17 protein-coding genes are annotated in these 19,770 nt (G+C 70.0%); 13 read left to right on the top strand and 4 right to left on the bottom strand.

What is annotated here, in order from left to right; genetic code table 11:
- Window positions 1-99 precede the first annotated feature (99 nt).
- Complete coding sequence (moaA, locus tag ABD893_RS15195) at window positions 100-1,200, top strand: GTP 3',8-cyclase MoaA (RefSeq protein WP_345082182.1); 1,101 nt, start codon at window positions 100-102, stop codon at window positions 1,198-1,200.
- An 11-nt stretch (window positions 1,201-1,211) separates the two neighbouring features.
- Entirely contained in the window at window positions 1,212-1,517 is a 306-nt protein-coding gene (locus ABD893_RS15190; protein ID WP_345082179.1) for a MoaD/ThiS family protein, read from the top strand.
- Window positions 1,518-1,529: 12 nt separating this feature from the next.
- Here the strand turns inward: ABD893_RS15190 and ABD893_RS15185 are convergent, their stop codons facing one another.
- Window positions 1,530-2,720, bottom strand: a complete 1,191-nt coding sequence (locus tag ABD893_RS15185) for a ThiF family adenylyltransferase (protein WP_345082176.1) — start codon at window positions 2,718-2,720, stop codon at window positions 1,530-1,532.
- Window positions 2,721-3,071: 351 nt separating this feature from the next.
- On the opposite strand from ABD893_RS15185, the gene ABD893_RS15180 reads away from it, so the two are divergent.
- From ABD893_RS15180 to ABD893_RS15165, 4 genes are all read left to right on the top strand, one after another.
- Window positions 3,072-4,061 carry an ABC transporter permease gene (locus tag ABD893_RS15180; RefSeq protein WP_345082173.1) on the top strand — a complete coding sequence of 330 codons (990 nt, stop codon included), beginning with the start codon at window positions 3,072-3,074 and terminating at the stop codon, window positions 4,059-4,061.
- Window positions 4,062-4,068: 7 nt separating this feature from the next.
- Entirely contained in the window at window positions 4,069-5,076 is a 1,008-nt protein-coding gene (locus tag ABD893_RS15175; RefSeq protein ID WP_425548394.1) for an ABC transporter permease, read from the top strand.
- Window positions 5,069-7,168: an ABC transporter ATP-binding protein gene (locus ABD893_RS15170; protein ID WP_345082167.1), complete on the top strand. Its 2,100-nt coding sequence runs from the start codon at window positions 5,069-5,071 to the stop codon at window positions 7,166-7,168. The genes ABD893_RS15175 and ABD893_RS15170 overlap by 8 nt, the downstream gene beginning before the upstream one ends.
- A 96-nt stretch (window positions 7,169-7,264) precedes the next feature.
- Window positions 7,265-8,992 (top strand): ABC transporter family substrate-binding protein, encoded by a 1,728-nt coding sequence (locus tag ABD893_RS15165; RefSeq protein WP_345082164.1) that lies wholly within the window; start codon window positions 7,265-7,267, stop codon window positions 8,990-8,992.
- Between the two features lie 240 nt (window positions 8,993-9,232).
- Here ABD893_RS15165 and ABD893_RS15160 read toward each other — a convergent pair whose 3' ends face one another.
- On the bottom strand, window positions 9,233-9,898 hold the full coding sequence (locus ABD893_RS15160; RefSeq protein ID WP_345082161.1) for a PH domain-containing protein: 666 nt from the start codon (window positions 9,896-9,898) through the stop codon (window positions 9,233-9,235).
- Window positions 9,899-9,923: 25 nt separating this feature from the next.
- Window positions 9,924-11,168, bottom strand: a complete 1,245-nt coding sequence (locus ABD893_RS15155; RefSeq protein ID WP_345082158.1) for a molybdopterin molybdotransferase MoeA — start codon at window positions 11,166-11,168, stop codon at window positions 9,924-9,926.
- A 123-nt stretch (window positions 11,169-11,291) separates the two neighbouring features.
- Here ABD893_RS15155 and ABD893_RS15150 point away from each other — a divergent pair, with 123 nt between their 5' ends.
- From ABD893_RS15150 to ABD893_RS15120, 7 genes are all read left to right on the top strand, one after another.
- Complete coding sequence (locus tag ABD893_RS15150) at window positions 11,292-12,278, top strand: NADP-dependent oxidoreductase (RefSeq protein WP_345082155.1); 987 nt, start codon at window positions 11,292-11,294, stop codon at window positions 12,276-12,278.
- 66 nt (window positions 12,279-12,344) lie between these two features.
- A complete protein-coding gene (locus tag ABD893_RS15145) occupies window positions 12,345-13,631 on the top strand; it encodes a class I SAM-dependent methyltransferase (RefSeq protein WP_345082152.1) in 1,287 nt (428 codons plus the stop codon).
- A complete protein-coding gene (locus ABD893_RS15140; RefSeq protein WP_345082149.1) occupies window positions 13,628-14,398 on the top strand; it encodes a DUF4129 domain-containing protein in 771 nt (256 codons plus the stop codon). The genes ABD893_RS15145 and ABD893_RS15140 overlap by 4 nt, the downstream gene beginning before the upstream one ends.
- Window positions 14,395-14,901, top strand: coding sequence for a hypothetical protein (locus ABD893_RS15135; protein WP_345082146.1), 507 nt, complete (start codon window positions 14,395-14,397; stop codon window positions 14,899-14,901). Before ABD893_RS15140 ends, ABD893_RS15135 begins: the two co-directional genes overlap by 4 nt.
- Window positions 14,898-15,920, top strand: a complete 1,023-nt coding sequence (locus ABD893_RS15130) for an AAA family ATPase (protein WP_425548385.1) — start codon at window positions 14,898-14,900, stop codon at window positions 15,918-15,920. The genes ABD893_RS15135 and ABD893_RS15130 overlap by 4 nt, the downstream gene beginning before the upstream one ends.
- On the top strand, window positions 15,917-17,254 hold the full coding sequence (locus ABD893_RS15125; protein ID WP_345082143.1) for a DUF58 domain-containing protein: 1,338 nt from the start codon (window positions 15,917-15,919) through the stop codon (window positions 17,252-17,254). Before ABD893_RS15130 ends, ABD893_RS15125 begins: the two co-directional genes overlap by 4 nt.
- Window positions 17,254-17,805 carry a hypothetical protein gene (locus ABD893_RS15120; RefSeq protein ID WP_345082140.1) on the top strand — a complete coding sequence of 184 codons (552 nt, stop codon included), beginning with the start codon at window positions 17,254-17,256 and terminating at the stop codon, window positions 17,803-17,805. Before ABD893_RS15125 ends, ABD893_RS15120 begins: the two co-directional genes overlap by 1 nt.
- Before the next feature lie 43 nt (window positions 17,806-17,848).
- Here the strand turns inward: ABD893_RS15120 and ABD893_RS15115 are convergent, their stop codons facing one another.
- On the bottom strand, window positions 17,849-19,576 hold the full coding sequence (locus tag ABD893_RS15115) for an HNH endonuclease (protein ID WP_345082137.1): 1,728 nt from the start codon (window positions 19,574-19,576) through the stop codon (window positions 17,849-17,851).
- Window positions 19,577-19,770: the final 194 nt, after the last annotated feature.

Genomic DNA, 19,770 nt, shown 5'->3' with positions numbered 1-19,770 from the left:
GCCGGAGTGCGCCGGGGGTCCCTACCACCGTGCAGGTGCGCCCCCTATCCTGGAGCGAGATCCCGGCGTCGCCGGGCCATGCCGGAAAGGGGTGAGCAGATGGCATCGCGCCGCATCTCGCTCGGGATGCCGACACCGCGCAGGACCGACGAGACCGCGACCGAGCTGCCCGATGTCTCGGACCGTCCCGACACTCCCGCCCTCGCCGACCGCTTCGGTCGGGAGGCGACGGACCTCCGCCTCTCGCTCACGGATTTCTGCAACCTGCGCTGCACCTACTGCATGCCCGAGTCCGGGATGACGTTCCTGAAGAAGGATCAGCTGTTGAGCGTGGACGAGGTGGTGCGCCTGGTGCGGATCGGGGTGGAGCGCCTGGGCATCGACCAGGTGCGCTTCACCGGCGGCGAGCCGCTGACCCGCCCCGATCTCGAGCAGATCATCGCGGGCGTCGCCGCGCTCCCGCAGCGTCCGAATATCTCGCTGACCACCAATGCGATCGGCCTGGACCATCGCGCCGCGTCCCTCCGCGAGGCGGGTCTGGACCGGATCAACGTCTCCCTGGACTCCGTGGTCTCCGAGACCTTCGAGCGGCTGACCCGGCGCCCGCTCTTGCACCGGGTGCTGGCGGGTATCGACGGCGCCCGGCAGGCCGGGCTCGATCCGATCAAGGTCAATGCCGTGCTGCTGCCCGGCGTCAACGACCATGAGCTGCCCGATCTGCTGGACTGGTGCCTGGACCGGGACTTGCAGCTGCGCGTGATCGAGCAGATGCCGCTGGATGCGGACCACATCTGGGATCGCAGCTCGATGCTCACCGCGGGCGACATGCACGCGCTGCTCGCACCCCGCTACGTCCTCACCCCGGTGGCCGAGGCCCGGGACGGCGCCCCGGCGGAGCTGTTCGAGGTCGAGGACCGCGCGACCGGCCGCCACCGCGGCCGGGTAGGGATCATCGCCTCGGTCACCCGCCCCTTCTGCGCCGACTGCCGCCGCACCCGACTCACCGCCGAGGGACGCGTGCGCACCTGCCTGTTCTCCCGCGAGGAGACGGACCTGCGCGGCGCGCTGCGCTCCGGCGCCGAGGACGAGACCATCGCCAGGATCTGGCGCGCCGCCCAATGGGGCAAGAAGGCCGGTCACGGCATGGACCGCGAGGACTTCGTGCAGCCGGAGCGCCCGATGAGCGCCATCGGCGGCTGAGAGAGGACGAGATGACCAGCATCGACATCGACACCGACGGGAACCCGGAGCGCATCGCCGAGGACTCCCCCGCCCCGCGCATCGCGGTGCGACTGTTCGCGGGCGCTGCCGCCGAATATGGGGCCGACGCCACCACCGTGCAGGCAGCGTCGGTGCAGGGCGCCGTGGACGCCCTGCTCGTCGGCGTCTCCGCCGAGGCGGCCCGGGTGATCGACCGCTCGAGCTTCCTGATCAACGCCGTAGCCTGCACTGACCGCAACCAGCTCCTCGCCGACGGCGACCGGATGGACGTGCTCCCGCCCTTCGCCGGCGGCTGAGCCCGCTCACGCTCAGCCCGGCACCGTCACCTCGATCTCGCTGCCCGCCACGGCCCCGAAGCCGCCGCTCAGCGAACGCACAGAGACTCCCCTGCCGGCCAGCACCCGCTGCGCGCTCGCCGAGCGCGACCCGGCCGCGCAGTAGAGCACCGCACCATCGAGCGCTCCTGCACCGCCTGAGGACTCCTCCTGCGCCAGCAGCTCGGCCATCGGCACATGCTCGGCGCCAGCCACCATCCCGCCCTCCAGCTCGTGCGCCTCCCGGATGTCGATCACCCGCACCCCGGCCGCCAGCAGCGCCGGCAGCTCAGCGACCGCGAGCTCATCGGTCGCGGGACCTGTCGGCCCCGGCAGCCCACAGGTCACCATCACGTCCTCGATCTCCCGCACCGCCGGACGCTCAGGGTTCCGGGCCAGCGGCAGCTCGTCCCAGCGGGCACGGAGCGCGTCGTAAAGAGCGAGGCGACCGAAGAGCACGTCCCCGAGCCCGGCCAGGACCTTGACCGCCTCCATCGCCATGGTCGCGCCGATCACCCCGCACAGCATCCCCAGCACCCCGGCCTCGGAGCAGCTGGGCACCTCCCCGGGCCGGGGCGGCACCGGATGCACGTCCCGGTAGGTCACCCCTCGGCCCTCCGCTCCCCAGAAGACGCTGACCTGCCCGGAGAACGCCAGGATCGATCCCCACACCAGGGGGAGGTCGAGGATCTCGCAGGCGTCGGAGGCCATATAGCGGGTGGGGAAGTTGTCGGTGCCATCGAGCACGAGATCGTGCCCGGCCAGCAGCTGGAGCGCATTGGCGGGGGTGACGGTGTCGACGGCGGCCCGCACCGAGATCTCCGGATTCAGCTCCTGCAGCCGTTCCGCCGCGGCGACCGCTTTGGAACGGCCCACATCCGCGTCACCGAAGAGCACCTGCCGGTGCAGGTTGGTCGCGTCGACGGTATCCGGATCGAACACCGTGATCTCCCCGATCCCGGCCGCGGCCAGATACGACAGCACCGGCGCCCCGAGGCCGCCGGCACCGATCACCGCCACGCGCGACGCGGCCAGTCGGCGCTGCCCGAGAGCGCCGAGCTGCGGCAGCCGGATCTGGCGGACGTAGCGTTCCGAGAGCCCCGCCGCCCCCTCCGGTGCCGGTGCGACCGCCCGGTCACCGATATCCGGCAGACCGCTTCGGCGTCCTGGCTCCGCTCCGGCCACTGACCCGGCCGAAGTGACTCCCTGGGAACCTGAGGCATGCACAGACCTCTCGAAAACTCCATGTCTTTCCACCATGTGAGGTAGTCTCCCCCACGGCCACGCACTGTGGCAGGCGGATAACGATTCGGCCATGGAGCCGATCTCAGCGCGAAGATGCGCGTCCGAGTGACCTACAGTGCAGAAACCTGCTCAGAGGATCCGCACAGTTGCGGACCGAGCACCGATCATGTGAGGAATCCTGACGATGCGATCACCTTCGTCTGCCTGGAGCCATCTGAGCCGCCGTCAGGGCACCCAGCCGCTCGAGGTCTCCTGTGCGACGGTCCCGATTCACATCTCGGGAGTGCGTGCATGACCCAGTACATTCTGCGGCGGTTCGTCAACTACCTGATCCTCACGGTGATCGCGACCGTGTTCTCGTACATCGCCGCGAGCCTCTTCTTCTTCCCGCGCCGGCGCTACCTCGGGGTCAACCCTCCGATCCCCGAGGAGTCGATCGACGGGATCCTCAGCGCCTATGGCGTCAACGACAAGGACCCGGTGCTGCTGCGCACCTGGTGGTGGATCGAACGCGTCCTGTTCGAGCCACTCTCGCAGAAGCTGGGTCAGGACCTCCAGGGCAACTGGGTCATCAACGAGATCATCGGTCGCGCTGGCACCAGCCTCCGCCTGCTCCTGCTGGGCGCGCTGCTGGCGGCGATCCTCGGTGTCTCGCTCGGCGTCTGGGGTGCGGTGCGCCAGTACAAGGCGTCCGACCAGTTCGTCTCTTACGCCTCCTTCGTCCTGATCTCGACCCCGACCTTCGTCGGCGGCGTGATCCTGATGATCCTGGCGACGAACCTCAACCAGCTGCTGGGCGTCCAGGTGATCCGCTTCACGGGGTCCTACACGCCGGGCATCACAGGGTTCTTCCCGCAGGTGTGGGATGGGTTCGTGCACCTGCTCCTGCCCACGATCGCGCTGATGCTGTTCGGTGCGGCCAGCTACTCCCGCTACCAGCGCTCGCTGATGCTGGACGTGCTGGGCAGCGACTTCATCCGCACCGCCCGGGCGAAGGGTGCCACCCGCAGCCACGCCCTGATCAAGCACGGCGTGCGCGTCGCACTGATCCCGATGTCCACTTACTTCGCCTACAGCTTCGGCACGCTGGTGGCCGGTTCCGCCTTCCTCGAGATCATCTTCTCGTGGGAGGGCATGGGGAAGTACGGCATCGTCGCCGTGCAGACCTCCGACGTCAATGCGCTGGCCGGCAACGTCTGCTTCACCGCGATCCTGCTGCTGTTCAGCTCCACCCTGTCCGAAGTGCTGTACGCGGCGCTCGACCCGAGAGTGAGGGTCTGACATGTCGATGAACGCACAGCAGCCCGCTGATTCCAGCGCCGATCTCGCCAAGGACATCGAGCCCACGGCGAGCCTGATCGCCGATGCGCCCGACGGCTCGGCCCAGAAGCCGCACCGCCCGATCTCCCGTGGCCGCCTGGTCTGGCGCCGCCTGAAGACCAAGCCGAACTTCTACATCGGCGGCGCGATCGTGGCCGCGATCGTGGCTTTCGCCCTCTTCGGCGACTTCTTCAACATCTACACCCAGGGCCAGCAGGACTCCTACAACTTCAACTCCCCGCCGAGCGGGCAGCACTTCTTCGGGACCGATGCGATCGGAGTGGACCTGTACGCCTCGATGACCTCGGCGCTGCGCACCTCGCTGCTGATCGGCTTCCTCGCCGCCCCCACTGCCACGCTGGTGGCGGCGGTCATGGGCTCGCTGGCCGGTTACCTCGGCGGGCCGTTCGAGATGTTCACGAACTGGCTGATCAACCTGCTGCTGGTGCTGCCGGTCTTCTACGTGCTGATGATCGTCTCCCCCGCGATCGCTGATCCGAGCAACCTTCCCGGCGCGATCCAGTGGCTCGGCTTCATGCCCGCCTGGGGCCTGCTGGTCATCGCGATCGGCCTGTTCAGCTGGATGATCATGGCCCAGATCGTGAAGAACCAGACCAAGTCGCTCAAGGAGCGCGAGTACGTCAAGGCCGCCCGCTACATGGGTGTGAGCACTCCGACCATCCTGCGTCGCCACATCATCCCCAACGTCGCCTCGCTGCTGATCATCGATGGTGCCCTCGGCGTCGCCGGCGCGATCCTCGCCGAGACCTCGCTGTCCTTCTTCGGCCTGGGCATCCAGGCTCCGGACGTCTCTCTGGGCACCCTGCTGCAGGACGGCACCGGCGCTGCAGTCTCCCGGCCGTGGCTGTTCATCATCCCCGCGTCCTTCCTGGTCGCTCTGCTGACCGGTGTCGCGCTCGTGGGAGACGCCCTGCGCGACGCCATCGACCCCACCAGTGAGGTGAACCGTGCCTGAGCCACTGCTCCAGGTCAAGGACCTGACCGTCACCTTCCCCAATGCCAAGGGCGGTGTCCGCGCGGTGCGCGGCGTCGACTACACCGTGGACGAGGGCGAGTTCCTCGGGATCGTCGGCGAATCCGGCTCCGGCAAATCCGTCTCCTCCCTCGCGGTGATGGGGCTGCTCCCCTCCTCCGCGAAGATCACCGGCGACATCACCTTCCGCGGCGAGTCACTGCTGGGGATGAGCGACCGTGCGCTGTCGAAGCTACGTGGCCGTGAGATGGCGATGATCTTCCAGGACCCGCTCTCGGCGCTCACCCCCGTGTACACGGTGGGCCAGCAGATCGTGGAGGCGCTGACCCTCCACGACAAGAGCCTCCCCCAGCGCAGCGCCGAGAAGCGCGCCGTCGAGCTGCTGAAGATCGTCGGGATCCCTGCGGCGGAGCGCCGCGTCAAGGCCTTCCCCCATGAGTTCTCCGGCGGCATGCGACAGCGCGCGATGATCGCGATCGCGATGGCGAACGACCCCACGCTGATCGTCGCCGACGAGCCGACCACCGCACTAGATGTCACCATCCAGGCGCAGATCCTCGAAGTGCTGCAGAAGGCGAAGGAGGTCACCGGCGCTGCCGTCGTGCTGATCACCCACGACCTCGGCGTGGTCGCCGGCAATGTGGACCGGGTGGCGGTGATGTACGCGGGCAAGCTCGTCGAGAAGGGTCCTGTCGAGGAGGTCTTCCACTCCCCGCGGATGCCGTACACCATGGGCCTGCTGCGCTCGGTGCCGAATATGCTCACCGCCGGCAAGGAGAGGCTGGTGCCTCTCGAGGGGCGACCGCCGAACCTCGCGAACCTGCCCGTGGGCTGCCCCTTCGCGGATCGCTGCCCCGCTGCTCAGGATCGCTGCCGCACCACCGAGCCGGAGCTCCTCGCGGATCTCGGCGACGGCCGCGAGGTCGCCTGCCACCGGTCCGACGAGATCGCGGCGGGCACCCTGAAGCCCTCGGACATCTTCCCGCGCCCCGCGCACGAGGAGCGTGCGGTCAAGGACTCCACCGGCCTGGAGCCGGTGGTCCGGGCAGAGGATCTGATCCGCCACTTCCCGCTGTACAAGGGCTCGGTGTTCCGCCGCGTGGTCGGCAAGGTCAAGGCGGTCGACGGCGTGGACTTCGAGGTCCTGCCGGGCGAGACCCTCGGCCTGGTGGGCGAGTCCGGTTCGGGCAAGTCCACCACCGCGCTCGAGATCATGGAGCTGGTCAGCCCGCAGCGCGGCAGCCTCGAGGTGACCGGCAGGGACGTCAGCACTCTCTCGCGCGCTGAACGGCTGGCGATGCGCCAGGACGTGCAGATCGTCTTCCAGGACCCGATGGCCGCAGTCGACCCGCGCATGCCCGTCGGCGACATCATCGCGGAGCCGCTCACGGTCCACAGGGTTCCCCGCGCCGAGCGCGACCGCCGAGTGGTGGAGATGCTCGAGCTGGTGGGCCTGGATCCGGAGATGACCGACCGCTACCCGCACGAGTTCTCCGGCGGTCAGCGCCAGCGCATCGGCATCGCCCGCTCGCTGATCACCAACCCCAAGGTGCTGGTGCTCGACGAGCCGGTCTCCGCGCTCGACGTCTCGGTCCAGGCCGGAGTCGTCAACCTGCTCGAGGATCTGCGCGACCGGATGGGGCTGTCCTATCTGTTCGTCGCGCACGACCTCGCGATCGTCCGGGAGATCGCCGACAAGATCGCGGTGATGTACCTGGGCAGGATCGTCGAGTACGGCCCGGTGCAGGAGGTGTACGAGAGTCCTCGTCACCCCTACACGCGCGCACTCATGAGCGCGGTGCCGGTGCCGGATCCGACGATCGAGCGTGAGCGCCGACGGATCCTGCTCACCGGTGATCTCCCCAGCCCCACCGAGGACATCCCCGGCTGCAACTTCGCCTCGCGCTGCCCGTTGTTCCGGATGCTCGACGAGACCCGCCAGGCACGGTGCCTCGGCGAGGATCCGGTGGCGACCGTGCACGGGAAGTCCAAGGTGGCCTGCCATCACGTCGATGAGATCTATCGCCTCGATGATGCAGACATTTCCGCCCTGTCCCCCGCCCCCGGCGACTGACGCACCGCGTCCACCGCCCCCAGAACCGCAGTACCCATCCCACGAACCCGAGACCCCGTGCCGAGCAGCACATCTCACCCAGGAAGAGAGAAACCCATGAAGATCACGAGCACTCGTCGTCTTTTCCTCGCCGGAACCGGCGTCATCGGCTCCGCCGCGGCCCTTGCCGCGTGCGGCGGTCAGGCCACTGAGGAGGAGCAGCAGTCACAGGCTGCTGAGGAGAACGACAAGGCTGCGGAGGAACAGGGGGAGCTGCCTTCGACCGCCTGGGAGCGCATGGAGTACGACCAGGTCCCCGACGGTGGATCCCTGCGCAAGGCCATCCTCACCTTCCCGGCCAACTGGAACCGCAGCCAGGTCGACGGCAACAACGCCGACACCTCCGACATCGCCGACCCCTGCGGAGGTGGCGGCGAGCTCATCCTCTCCGAGACCGGTGAGAAGTCGCTGAACCCGGACTACATCGAGTCCGCAGAGATGACCTCCGAGGACCCGCAGACCATCGCCGTCAAGTTCAACCCGAACGGGAAGTGGGACGACGGCACCCCGATCGTGGTCGAGGACCTCATCGCGCAGTGGAAGGCGCTGAACGGCACCAACGAGGAGTTCCTCGTCGTCTCCACCGTGGGCTGGGACCAGATCGAGTCGATCACCCAGACCGATGACGAGTACTCCGCGGAGATCGTCTACGCCAGCCCGTTCATCGACTGGATCACCGTCCTGCACCCCGAGGCCCCGGCCTCGGTGTTCGCAGACCCGGAGAACTTCAACACCGGCTACGCCGACGCCCCAGCCCCGGGCAAGGGCCCCTTCAAGGTCGGCACCCTGGATCAGGGCGGCGGCGTGGTCACCCTCGAGCGCAACGAGAACTGGTGGGGTCGAGCTCCGAAGCTGGAGACGGTGATCTTCCAGGTCGTCGACCAGACCACCCAGCCCCAGTCCTTCGCCAACGGCGAGATCGACTGGCTCGAAGTCGGCACCGGCGACGTGCTCAGCCAGGCGAAGACCCGTTCGGATGCAACCATCCAGGCCACCAACGGCCTGACCTGGACGCACCTGACGATCAACGTCAATGGCGGCGACGGCCTCCTCGAGGACGTCAAGGTCCGCGAGGCGATGGCTCGTGGCATCGACCGCGACGCCATCGGCCGCGCCGTGGTGGGCCCGCTCGAGGCCCCGATCGTGCTGGTCGACAACTTCGTCTACATGCCCGGCCAGGACGGCTACCAGGACTCCTACGAGTCCATGGGCAGCCTCACCTTCGACCCCGAGGCTGCGGGCAAGATCCTCGACGAGGCCGGTTGGGCGCTCGAGGGCGACAAGCGCACCAAGGACGGCAAGGGGCTGGACCTCAGCGTCATCATCCCGGCGGACACCAAGTCGAACTCCGACCGTGCCCGCCAGGTGCAGACGAACCTCAATGCGATCGGCTTCAACGTCGAGCTGCAGACGGTGCCGTCCGACGGCTACTTCCCCGACTACGTCATGCCGAAGTCCTTCGACATGGTGACCTTCTCGTGGGTGGGCACCGCCTTCCCCGAGACCTCCTCGGTGAACCTCATGTACCCGCTCGAGTCGGGTCAGAACTACACCGGCTTCGCCGACGATCGCCTCGGGCCGCTCAATGAGCAGATCAAGGGTGCCTTCGATGAGGAGGAGCGTCGCAAGGTCGCCAATGAGATCTCGACGATCATCGCCGAGTCCTTCGTGGTCATCCCCTTCTACGCGACTCCGATCATCTTCGCGGTGAAGAACGGCGTCGTGAACACCGGTGCCTCGCAGTTCGAGACCACCGACTGGACCCAGGTCGGTATCAAGGCCTGATCGACGTATCGCGAGCTTGCGAGGGAAAGGAGATCAGGCAGCAGTAGCAGCCTGATTACCTGAGCCTCACGCAGAAGGGCCGGACCACTACGGCGGTCCGGCCCTTCCTCTGTTCTGTCCTGACTGCGTTTCTGTCCTGACTGCGTTCGCTGCCGTTCTCGGCCTACCCGAGTCTGCAGTCCGCAGTACTCACACCACCGCTGTACTCACAGCACTGCAGTACTCACAGCCGCGCCGAGCTCACAGCACGATGCGCGCCACGGCGAGCGCCGCGCACACCGCCACCACCACGAGCTGCACGGTGTTCGGCCGGGTGGTCATCACCGCGCTGGTGTCCTCTGCGCTGCCCTGCGGGGGACGTCCCGGCTGCCCTTCCTTGCAATCCTGCCAGCGCTCCCAGCGCAGCTTGATCACTGCGGAACGGCTGGACTGCTGGTCGTTGACGAGACGCTCCTGAGGGGTGAGCCGGCGGCCGCGCAGATCCTGTTCATGGATCTGTGCCTGCCGGCGCCAGGGTGCGTCCCTGCTCAGCGCCGGTGCGTTCCAGGCGGTGATGGTCTTCGTCGTGCTGCCACGGCCCGCGACCTCGAGGCGCAGCATCGCGCCGACCCGCACCTCCTCGATCACCGCGAAGGGGATCAGGTGGGTGACCACGATGTTGCGCACCTCGACGGAGTCCTCATGGAGCACCACCCGCGGTGCCCACAGCACCATCCATACCAGTGCCAAGATCAGCAGCAGCACCGGCAGCGTCAGCGCGCCCTGCCAGCCTGCGCGCACCACCGCATCGACGGCGAGGCCGAGGCCGAGCAGCCCGACGACCGCGCAGAGCACGGTCGCCCCGTGCGGGCGCAGGTGGAGGATGCCTCCCGGGTCGTGGACGGGAGCTGGGCTGGTGGCAGGCATGCAGCCACGGTAGTGCAGGTGCAGCTCAGATCCTGAGCACAGCGACCGTGCCGTCCGCGGCGTCGGCTCCTGCCACAGCTCCAGCACCCGCAGCACTCGCATCTCCGCGCAGCACGATCGCGTCAGCCCGCCCGAAGGGGGCCAGGCGCCGCCCGGGCAGCAGGTCGACCACCTCTCGGCCGTCGGCCTCCAGGCGCAGCCTCCCGGGCAGCGCATGCACGGTGCCGGGTCGGCGCTGTCCCCGGTCCGCGGAGGTGTCGCCGAGCAGCATCCGGCGCGGAGCGGCACTCTCCCGCACCAGCAGCGGTCGGAGGAACAGGTGATAGCCGACCAGCGCCCCGACCGGGGTGCCGGGCAGGTGGACGACGGGCACCCCACCGTCCAGCACTCCCCACCCCTGCGGTCCGCCGGGGCGCAGCGCGAGATGCTCGAAGCGGGAGGTGTTGCTGCCGCGCTCGCCGAGCAGGGTCTTGACCACGTCGAAGGCGCCGTGGCCGATCCCGCCGGTGGTGAGCACGAGGTCCGACTCCGCCGCGGCCCGGGCGAGCGTCTCGCGCAGCTGAGTGTGGTCGTCCCCGCTGTGCAGGGAGGGCAGCGCCTGTGCGCCGTCGGCCTCGACCGCCGCGGCGAGCATCGTGCCGTTGGATTCGCGCACGCTGCCGATCGCGGTCGCCGCGTCCGCGAGCTCATCCCCGGTGACCACCACGGTCACCCGGTATCGGCGGCGCACCGGCAGCTGGGCGATACCGAGCGCACGGGCCAGGCCCACCAGTCCTGCCCCCACCTGGTCGCCGCCGGCGGCGAGCAGCTCGCCCTCCGCGACCTCCTCGCCGGGGAAGCGCACGTGACGTCCAGCGGCCGGCAGGGCCGCGAGGGTGAGGGTCACGGCGGCCGGGACGGGCCCGAAGGGGTCGGCGTCCGTCGCCTCGACCTCGACCACCGCGTCGGCCCCGGCGGGGACCGCGCCGCCGGTCATGATCCGGGCGGCGGTTCCGGGCAGCAGCGCCGGGACCTGGCCGGGCCGGGCGGGGATCTCGGAACTCACCGGCAGGGTGGTGGCGCCCGGCGCCTTCAGATCCGCACGACGCACGGCGAAGCCGTCCATCGCGGCGATGGGCAGGGCCGGCATCGCCTCGGGGCTGCGAACCTCAGCGGCGAGATACCTGCCTCTCGCCTGCTGGAGCGGCACCTGCTCGGTCTCGAGCGGCAACGTGATCTCGCGGGTCAGGAGCGCACGCCACTGCCACGGCGAGAGACTGTGGGCGCTCATGGTCCTCCAGGGGAAGTGTCCGGGCAGGCGATCGCTCCATGATCCCCCATCGTCGGCCTCCCTCTGCCCGACCTTCGACCTTCTGCCGTGGCCACTGCCAGGTGCGGGGTGCATGATGGGTCCATGCGTGAGATTCGTTTCGACCGCTTCGGCGGCCCAGAAGTCCTGACCCTGCACACCGATGCCCCCACCCCCGAGCCCGCACCTGACGAGGTGCTGGTGAAGGTCCTGTTCGCAGGGCTGAACCCGCTGGACTTCAAGATCCGCGACGGCTCCTCGGGGCGCGCGAAGGATCTGCCGTTGCCCGCGGGCACCGGCCGGGAGATGGTCGGCACCGTGATCGGGGCCGGCTCTGGGCTCGACCAGGCCGAACTGGGCTCCCGCGGCCTCACCGAGGGCACCCGGGTGTTCGGGATGCGCGGCCCCGGCGATCACCGCGGGGTCGCCGCCGAGGTCATCGCGATCTCGGCCGACGACCTCGCCCCCGTGCCCGGGGAGATCCCCGAGGAGGACCTGCCGCGCTGGGCGGGACTGGCGCTGGTGGGACTCACCGCGATCGCCACCGTGCGGGACACTGCCGGGATCGGGGAGGGTGAGACCGTGCTGATCCACGGCGGCAGCGGCGGAGTGGGACAGCTGCTGATCCCGATGGCGCTCGAAGCCGGGGCCTCCACCGTCTACGCCACCGGGCGGTCCACGAACGCCGAGCGGATCCGCGAGCTCGGCGCGACGCCCATCCCCTATGACACGGCTGACTGGGGTGTCGAGCTGCAGCGCCTCACCGACGGTCGCGGGGTCGACGTCGTGCTCGATACCCACTACCACGCGACCTTCCTGCCCAGCCTCGACCAGCTCGCCCCCGGCGGCCGGATCGTCGCCCTGCCCACGCTCGCGGACCTCACCCCGGCGCTCGAGCGGGGCATCGAGGCACGGGTGCCGTCGATCGTGCAGAGCCGGGAGCGGCTGGACCGCCTGGCTCAGGGCATCCGCGCGGGACGCTATCCGCTCGAGGTCTCCGAGGTGCTGCCGATGAGCCAGATCGACCAGGCGCATGCGCGGCTCCAGGAGGGCCACACCCGCGGGAAGCTGGTGCTCGAGGTCGGCGCCTGACCCGTCGGGTGCCCGCAGGCTCCCCACGGTGAGACCGGACACATGTCCAGCGGGTACCCTTTTCTCATGCCTGTACCTTCCGCCGATGATGCCGACGCCGCCCTCCGTGCTCTGGAGCCGGTGCTGCATCCCAGCGGTTGGGCGCTGCTGAATTCTCTGCCTCCCTATCGCGAGGATGACGTGCTGCGGGCCTCGACGCAGCTGCGCGAGGCCGGCCACTCCCCCGAGCTGGTCTCCTCGGTGCTGACCCAGTCACGGCTGCGGGCACGGGCTGCGGAGAAGTTCGGAGAGTTCGCCTCCTCCATGCTCTTCACCCCGCACGGCCTCGAGCAGGCCACGCGCCTGCCGATCGCGGCGCGGCACGCCAAGCGCTTCCAGCAGGCCGGAGTGGGCAGCGTCGCAGACCTCGGCTGCGGCATCGGCGGCGATGCGATGGCGATGGCGGGCCTCGGGCTCGAGGTGACGGCGGTGGATCGCGATCCCGCGGCGGTCGCCGTGGCCACCGTGAACCTGCGTCCCTTCCCGAACGCCCGTGCCCAGCTGGGCGACGCCGCGGCCCACGACCCCGCCTCCACGGACGGCATCTGGCTGGATCCCGCACGCCGGGCCTCCTCCCGCGGCGGCACCCGGCGCCTGCACGACCCCGAGGAATATGAACCGCCGCTGTCCGCCGTGCTGGACCTGGCTCGCCGGCTCGGCAGCGCCGACGGGCTGGGACCGCTCGGTGCGAAGCTCGGTCCTGCCGTGGCGCGGGAGGCCCTGCCGCGCGAGGTCGAGGTGCAGTGGCTGTCCTTCCACGGGCAGGTGCTCGAGGCGGCCGCCTGGTGCGGGCCGCTCGCCCGCGAGGGCGTGCTCTCCTCCGCCCTGCTCATCGACCACGCTGGCACGCATCGCCTGGACCGAGGCGTCGACTCCGCCCCCGATCCGACTCCGGGCCCGCTCGGCGATCACTTCTATGAGCCCGACGGCGCCGTGATCCGGGCGGGCCTGATCGGCGCCCTCGCCGAGCATCTCGGAGCCCATACCGTGGATGAGACGATCGCGTATCTGACCGGTGACCGCCTGGTGAGCACCCCCTTCGCCCGCGGCTACACCGTGCACGATGTGATGCCCTTCGGCCTCAAGCGGCTCACCGCCTACCTGCGGGAGCATCGCCTGGGGGTGCTGGAGATCAAGAAGCGCGGCACCGCCGTGGAGCCCGAGGAGCTGCGCCGCAAGCTGCGCCCGCGCCGCTTCGGCGACGAATCCGCGACCCTGATCCTCACCCGCATCGGCGGCGAGCAGTCCGTGATCGTCGCCTCCCCGCATGCGAGCCCTGCCGGTGAGGCCGCGGCCCAGAAGGACCTCCGATGAGCACGGACACCAGCACCGACGCTGCCCGCGCCCCGGAGGGCACCACCCGCGCCGATGCCCCCCGGCGCCTGGTCGCGGTGCTGCTGCTGGTGGTCTCCCTCGGCGCGATCGGCCTGGTCGCCCTCGGTGCCGCCGCGGACCGCGGACCCGGCGCGGTGTACACGGGTGAGACCGACGGCGAGTACCAGTTCGCCCCCGCTCGCGAGGACTACTACGAACCGGACTGGGCCACCGAGGACCTGCCCACCCAGCCGCCGAAGCCCGACGGCCCGAACACCGCGCTGATCCTCACCCTGGTGGTGCTCGGCGTGGTCCTCCTCGCCCTCGCCGTCTGGGTGGCATACCGGATGCGGAAGCTCGCCCGCCCAGCACCCGCGCTCGCCGGATTCGCTGAGGAGGATGAGCTCACCGCCGAGCAGGCGATGGCCGCACTCGAGGATGCCCGCGCCAGTCTGTCCACGGTGGTCGACGCCCATGACGCGGTGATCGCGGCCTGGCTGGCGCTGGAGCGCGCGATCGCCGAGGCCGGGGTGCGACGCGACCCCTCCCAGACCACGCTCGAGTTCGTCGTGGCCGTGCTCGGCGCCCTGGACCTGGACCGTTCGTCGCTGGACCGGCTCTCGCATCTGTACCGGCGGGCGCTGTTCGACCCCCAGCCGCTGGTGGAGTCGGACCGCGACGAGGCGCTCATCCTGCTCGACGGGCTGACCACGGACCTCGAGGTCGGCGTGTCGAGCCAGGACACCATCGGGGAGGATCCGCGATGATCCGCCCCTGGCTGCCGCTGCTGGTGAAGCTGGCGATCGGCGTGGTGCTCGCCCTGGCGCTGTACTTCGTCTGCACCCTGTTCGGGCTGTACCTGCCGCTGCCGATCCTGGTCTCCGTGGGCCTGGCCTGCGGCGCCATCTGGTGGATCATCGATGAGGGCGCTGACCGCGCCGACCAGCTGCACGCTCCCGCCCTCGATCTCGACGCCGACTACGCACTGCCCCATGCCCAGGACACGCGCGTGCGCCGGCTCGAGGATCTCGCCCATGGCGCCCAGCCCAGCCGCCGTATGACCAGCCGCGGCCTCGCCCGCACACTCGACGAGATCGCCGTGGAACGAGCCCGCGACCCCGACGCCCCGGCACTCAGCAACGGGCTGGAGCGGCTGCTCGAGACCGCCCGTCATCCCGATGCCGAGAGCCATCCCGTCGGCCCCATCGACCGACGTGCCCTGCACCGCTGCCTGACCGAGCTCGCCTCGCGCGAGGAGAGGGACCGATGACCGACCCCACCCTGATTTCCCCCGCTGCTGTGACTCCCCGGGCGATGTCGCCCCAGGAGGCCACCGCTGCCGCCGCCTCTGTGCTGGACGCCGTCGAGACCGCCGTGGTCGGCAAGCGTGAGTCCCTCGAGCTGGTGCTCACCGGCATCCTCGCCGGCGGGCACGTGCTGCTCGAGGACCTGCCGGGCCTGGGCAAGACCCTCGCCGCCCGCTCCTTCGCGCAGGCGCTCGGGCTGCCCTTCAAGCGTGCCCAGTTCACCCCCGACCTGCTGCCGGCGGACCTCACCGGCGCCGAGGTGTTCGACCAGCGCACCGGCGAGTTCGTGTTCCGGCCCGGCCCGGTGTTCACCGGACTGCTGCTGGCCGACGAGATCAACCGCACCCCGCCGAAGACCCAGTCCGCGCTGCTGGAAGCGATGCAGGAGCGGCAGGTCTCCGTCGAGGGCACCACTCGGATGCTGCCGAACCCGTTCCATGTGCTCGCCACCGCGAACCCCATCGAGCACGAGGGCACCTATCCCCTGCCCGAGGCGCAGCTGGACCGGTTCCTGCTGCGGCTCTCCTTCGGCTATCCCACCGCCGCCCAGGAGTGGGAGGTGGTCTCGCGCCGCATCGACCGTCGCCGCGAGGAGCAGATCGTGCCCGAGGTGCTCGACGCCGCCGGGCTGCTCGGGGTGCAGCAGGCCGTCGAGGACGTCCACGTCGAGGACTCGGTGGGCCATTACGCGGTCGAGCTCACCGCCGCGACCCGCAGCCACCAGCACGCCCTGGTCGGCGCGTCCCCGCGCGGCACCCTTGCCCTGATCACCTGCGCCCGCGCGCTCGCGGTGATCCGGGGCCGCTCCTATGTGGTGCCCGAAGACATCAAGGCGCTCGCCCATCCGGCGCTCGACCACCGCGTCACGGTCAAGCCCGAGCTGTGGTTGCAGAACGCGACCGGCGCTGGCGTGGTCGAAGCGGTCCTCGGGCAGGTGCCGGTGCCCGCCGCCATCGAACCGGTCCCCCAGGCTTCGGCGTGAGCTTCGATTCTCCGCGGCGTGCAGAGCTGCGCACCCGGCCGACGGCGGCGCTGGTGCGCGCCGCCGTCATCGGCGGCGCCGCGCTCGCGCTCGCGCTCGTGCTGGGACGGCCTGACGTCATCCTGGTCGGGCTGCCGTTGCTGGTCTGGGCGCTGGTGGCCCTGGCGCGGCGGACCCTGCGCGGGGAGGAGCGGGCTGTGGTGGATCCGCAGCAGCGGGTGAACCGTCGCAGCATCGAGGAGGGCGGGACCGCGGCCGTCACTGTGCGCACCGACCCGGGGGTGCTCACCGCGGCGACGCTGCCACTGCCGCCCCATGCCGATGTCGCCCCGCGCCACGGCTCCTTCGCCGGTGATGGGGAGGTGCAGATGCGAGTCAGCGCGCAGCGCTGGGGGAAGGTCCGGGTGGGCCCGATGCATGTGCTGGTCGCGGACGCGCTCGGCGCCTACCGTGCTCAGCGGACTCTCGGCCCTGCCGAGGTGCAGGTGGTCCCCGCCTCCACCGTGCTCGATGCCCCTGTCGAGGTGCCCACCCCGATCGGGGTCAGCGGAGTGCACCTGTCCCGACGCCGCGGCGACGGCACCGCGCTCTCGGAGGTGCGGGCCTTCCGCCCCGGCGACCGGCTGCACCGCATCAACTGGCGCGTCACCAGCCGCACCGGCCAGATGCACACCAACGCCACCTTCACCGAGCAGGACACCGAGGTCCTGATCGTCACCGACACGATCGCGGACATCGCCCCCGCGCCCTGGTCCGATGCCGAGGCACCCACCAGCCTCGACATGACCATCCGGGCGACCTCGGCGATCGCCCGCCACTATCTCGCCGCCGGGGACCGCGTCTCGCTGTTCGATATCGGCCACCTGATCGGCCCGGTGCCCGCCGGCTCCGGCCCCCGCCAGCTGCGGGTGCTGACCACCGCCCTGTCCCGAGCCAGCCGGGATGCCGGCGCGCTGCGCCCATCGCGACGCCTGCGCACGGTGCGCTCCGGCACCCTCACCGTGGTGTGCACGCCCTTGCTGAGCCGCGACACGATCGCCCAGATCGGAGTGCTGGTCTCACACGGCGCCGACGTCATCGTGGTCGACACGCTGCCGCCGAGCATCGGCGACACCTCGGTGCTGCAGGGCAAGCCGCTGCGGATCGAGGGCAAGATCTCGGATCGGTTCTGGCCCGAGGCCTGGGCGATGCGTCGCCTGCTGCGCGAGAAGACCGTGCGGGAGCTGCGCGAGGCCGGGGTGCCGGTCACGGCCTGGGAGGGCCCGAGCTCGCTGGCCCCCGTGCTGCTGTCGCTCTCGGCGGCCCGGACGGCGCCGCGGATGAGGAGGTCCTGATGCGGATGGGACAGGTGGTCGATCCGGTCGCCCAGCGGTTGCTCGAGCTGCAGAAGGTGAGCGGCACGCAGTGGCTGCTGCGCATCGGCGGCGCGGCAGCGACGGTGCTCGCGCTGCTGCTGACGATCGGAGGGACGGGGCTGTTCGCCCACTTCGGCACCATGCTGATCACGTTCTTCGTCGCGCTCGGGCTCCTGTTCCAGCTCCGCAATCCGGACTCCGATCTGGGACTGCTGGCACCCGGCGCGATCGTCGTGGGGGCCCTCGCCATGGGTGGGGGCTCGATGCTGCGCACCGCCGGGATCGGGTTCCTGCTGCTGATCGCACACAGCGCCTTCGCCCTGGCTGCGACGACTCCCGTGCACGGGGTGTTCGGCCGCAGCGCCTGGTTGCTCGCCGGCAAGGGGCTGCTGCCGGTGCTCGTCCTCAGCCTGCTCGGCGGGTTGCTGGTGGCGGGTCTTTCTGGTGTGCAGCTTGGTCCCTGGATGATGGTGGTCGGCGTTCTCGCGGCGATCGGACTTTTCATCGCGGTGCTGCCGCGGGAACGGTGAGGTGGCAGGAGCGCCCCGCAAGACCCCGCACGGATACCGAGCCTCAGGCGGAAGCCGCGGCATCCGGCGGCGATTCGCCCTCCGTACGCTGCTGAGCGGCCGGTGGTTCCTGACGGTCTTGAGGGTCCTGGGGGCCTCGCAGCGGATCTTGCAGAGGGTCTTGCAGAGGGTCTTGCAGAGGCAGAGACTCCTCCGGCGCGTTCGCAAGGATCCTGGACCGCTCTCCGTCGGGCCCGTCGAGGAGCCGCCTCAGCAGCGGTGAGGTCGAGGTGTATATGTGCCCCGTGGGCGTCTCGATGGTGAGCCGACCTGGTTCCTCATCGGTGGCTGGGTCCAGGGTCGACGTCCACCCGGGCATCTCCTTGGCCAGGTTGAACCGTTGGCAGTGGCCCACGCCGTTGCCGACGTCGGTGCTGCCCCCATCGGCGTGGCGGCGGGCATGGTCGACGTCATGGATCGCGGCATCGCAGTAGGGCGTGCGGCAGCGCTGGTCCCGCGTGAGGATGAAGCGTCGGACCTCTCCGCGGAAGAGGCGGCGGCGGCCGTCCACGTCTGTCAGATCACCGGTGGTCGAGTCGGTGTAGAGGCGTCGTATCCAGCGCTTCGCCTCGGTCACCTCCCGTGGGTCCTTTTCTGTGGTGGTGAATTCTGGTGGACTGGTCGTGAGCTCCGGGGCTGGCTGGCCTTTCGCGGGCGAAGGTTCTGCTGTCCCGCCGGGTGCTGGCGTGCCCACCGTCGCCGTCTCGGCGGACGGCGAATCAGCCGCGGTGTCGTCGGCCGCAGCGTCGTCGGCGGACTGAACAGACCGGGCGGGCGCGGCAGCTCCAGCGTCGGGCCCGGACAGTAGTGCCTCGGGCACACTCCGCGGTGGCCGTGACGGCGCCGTGCGGGCGCCGAGGGCGATTTTTCGAGCAGCCGGGCCAGGTATCGGAAGGCCGCCCATCCATGCGGTCTCGACGTCCTCGCCGAGCAGCGTCAGATCGGTCATGAGCAGCTGGATCTCCACCGGGATGTCGTCCACGGTCTCCACCCCGGTGGTGCGCTCGACGAGCGTATCGGCCATGATCTGGCCCTTTCCACGGGGATCACCAGCGCTCTTGGCAGCTTTGGCGACGCGCGTGAGTGCATCGAAGCTCGCGACGCCCTCCTTCACCGGGAGAACTGCTCGCAGCACCGACATCCCGTCCACGGCGGGGCGCAGCGTGACCCGTCGGCCGCTGACCGCTCGCTGGTTCCGAGCCACTGCCGCCGCAGGGTCGAGCTCCATGGCTCGCGCCCGCGTGATGTCGTTCGCGCGGCCCGCGGTGACCTTCGGGAGGCTCGCCTCGAACTCGGCATCGATGGTGGCGCGGTCCTCGTCATCGAGGACCACCACATTGGCCGCCACCATGTGGGCGGCCCACTCGCTGATCTTCCCGGCGCCGAGCAGCGCAGTGGTGCGCGGCATCGAGGTGACGAGTATCCGTCGCAGCGCAAGCTCATCGGAGGCCTGCTTGGGGGTGATTCTGCGCGCGAGGCCGATCTGGTCGGCGATGCCGCGTCCGAGCTCATCTCGCGGTACCCCGAGGCGCTTCTGCTCCCGGATCTGAGAGTCGTGGAAGACAGCCTCTGCCAGCGCCTGCACGGCGGCGAGGCGTGCCTTGCCCTGCTCCATCGCGGTGATGAGATCGATGAGCGTGTCGTCATGCTCCTTGGGGAGCAGTTCCAGGGACGGAGCGGTGTCGAGGAGTAGTTCGAGGTCGGCGGCCCACTGCGTCGCGCTGGCGATCATTCCTCTGCCCTCCTTCATGCCTGGTCACGGTCCCGGACGAGAGCGTCCGAGGCTGTCGTGCTGTTCGAACAAGCGTGCGCTCCGCACCGTGGCAGCACCAGATCTGCGCCCCAGATGTGGACGAAGGGGTGGTGGGGAGGAAAGGTCACGCCGTACGTCACGCCCTGGGCGGAACTCGCGTGGCCCACGTCGCT

The organism is Brachybacterium paraconglomeratum (assembly GCF_039541415.1).
GTDB classification, from domain to species: Bacteria; Actinomycetota; Actinomycetes; order Actinomycetales; family Dermabacteraceae; genus Brachybacterium; species Brachybacterium paraconglomeratum_A.
The sequence above is the reverse complement of the archived record's forward strand: the minus strand, read 5'-3'. Positions and strand labels throughout refer to the sequence as shown.

What these genes read in the sequence shown, in the direction of transcription:
- ABD893_RS15190 (WP_345082179.1), top strand. Translation starts at nt 1,212, where the DNA reads ATGACCAGCATCGACATCGACACCGACGGGAACCCGGAGCGCATCGCC.
- ABD893_RS15180 (WP_345082173.1), top strand. Translation starts at nt 3,072, where the DNA reads ATGACCCAGTACATTCTGCGGCGGTTCGTCAACTACCTGATCCTCACG.
- ABD893_RS15140 (WP_345082149.1), top strand. Translation starts at nt 13,628, where the DNA reads ATGAGCACGGACACCAGCACCGACGCTGCCCGCGCCCCGGAGGGCACC.
- ABD893_RS15160 (WP_345082161.1), bottom strand. Translation starts at nt 9,898, where the DNA reads ATGCCTGCCACCAGCCCAGCTCCCGTCCACGACCCGGGAGGCATCCTC.
- ABD893_RS15120 (WP_345082140.1), top strand. Translation starts at nt 17,254, where the DNA reads ATGCGGATGGGACAGGTGGTCGATCCGGTCGCCCAGCGGTTGCTCGAG.
- ABD893_RS15155 (WP_345082158.1), bottom strand. Translation starts at nt 11,168, where the DNA reads ATGAGCGCCCACAGTCTCTCGCCGTGGCAGTGGCGTGCGCTCCTGACC.
- ABD893_RS15115 (WP_345082137.1), bottom strand. Translation starts at nt 19,576, where the DNA reads ATGATCGCCAGCGCGACGCAGTGGGCCGCCGACCTCGAACTACTCCTC.
- ABD893_RS15145 (WP_345082152.1), top strand. Translation starts at nt 12,345, where the DNA reads ATGCCTGTACCTTCCGCCGATGATGCCGACGCCGCCCTCCGTGCTCTG.
- ABD893_RS15165 (WP_345082164.1), top strand. Translation starts at nt 7,265, where the DNA reads ATGAAGATCACGAGCACTCGTCGTCTTTTCCTCGCCGGAACCGGCGTC.
- ABD893_RS15130 (WP_425548385.1), top strand. Translation starts at nt 14,898, where the DNA reads ATGACCGACCCCACCCTGATTTCCCCCGCTGCTGTGACTCCCCGGGCG.
- ABD893_RS15150 (WP_345082155.1), top strand. Translation starts at nt 11,292, where the DNA reads ATGCGTGAGATTCGTTTCGACCGCTTCGGCGGCCCAGAAGTCCTGACC.
- ABD893_RS15175 (WP_425548394.1), top strand. Translation starts at nt 4,069, where the DNA reads ATGAACGCACAGCAGCCCGCTGATTCCAGCGCCGATCTCGCCAAGGAC.
- moaA (WP_345082182.1), top strand. Translation starts at nt 100, where the DNA reads ATGGCATCGCGCCGCATCTCGCTCGGGATGCCGACACCGCGCAGGACC.
- ABD893_RS15135 (WP_345082146.1), top strand. Translation starts at nt 14,395, where the DNA reads ATGATCCGCCCCTGGCTGCCGCTGCTGGTGAAGCTGGCGATCGGCGTG.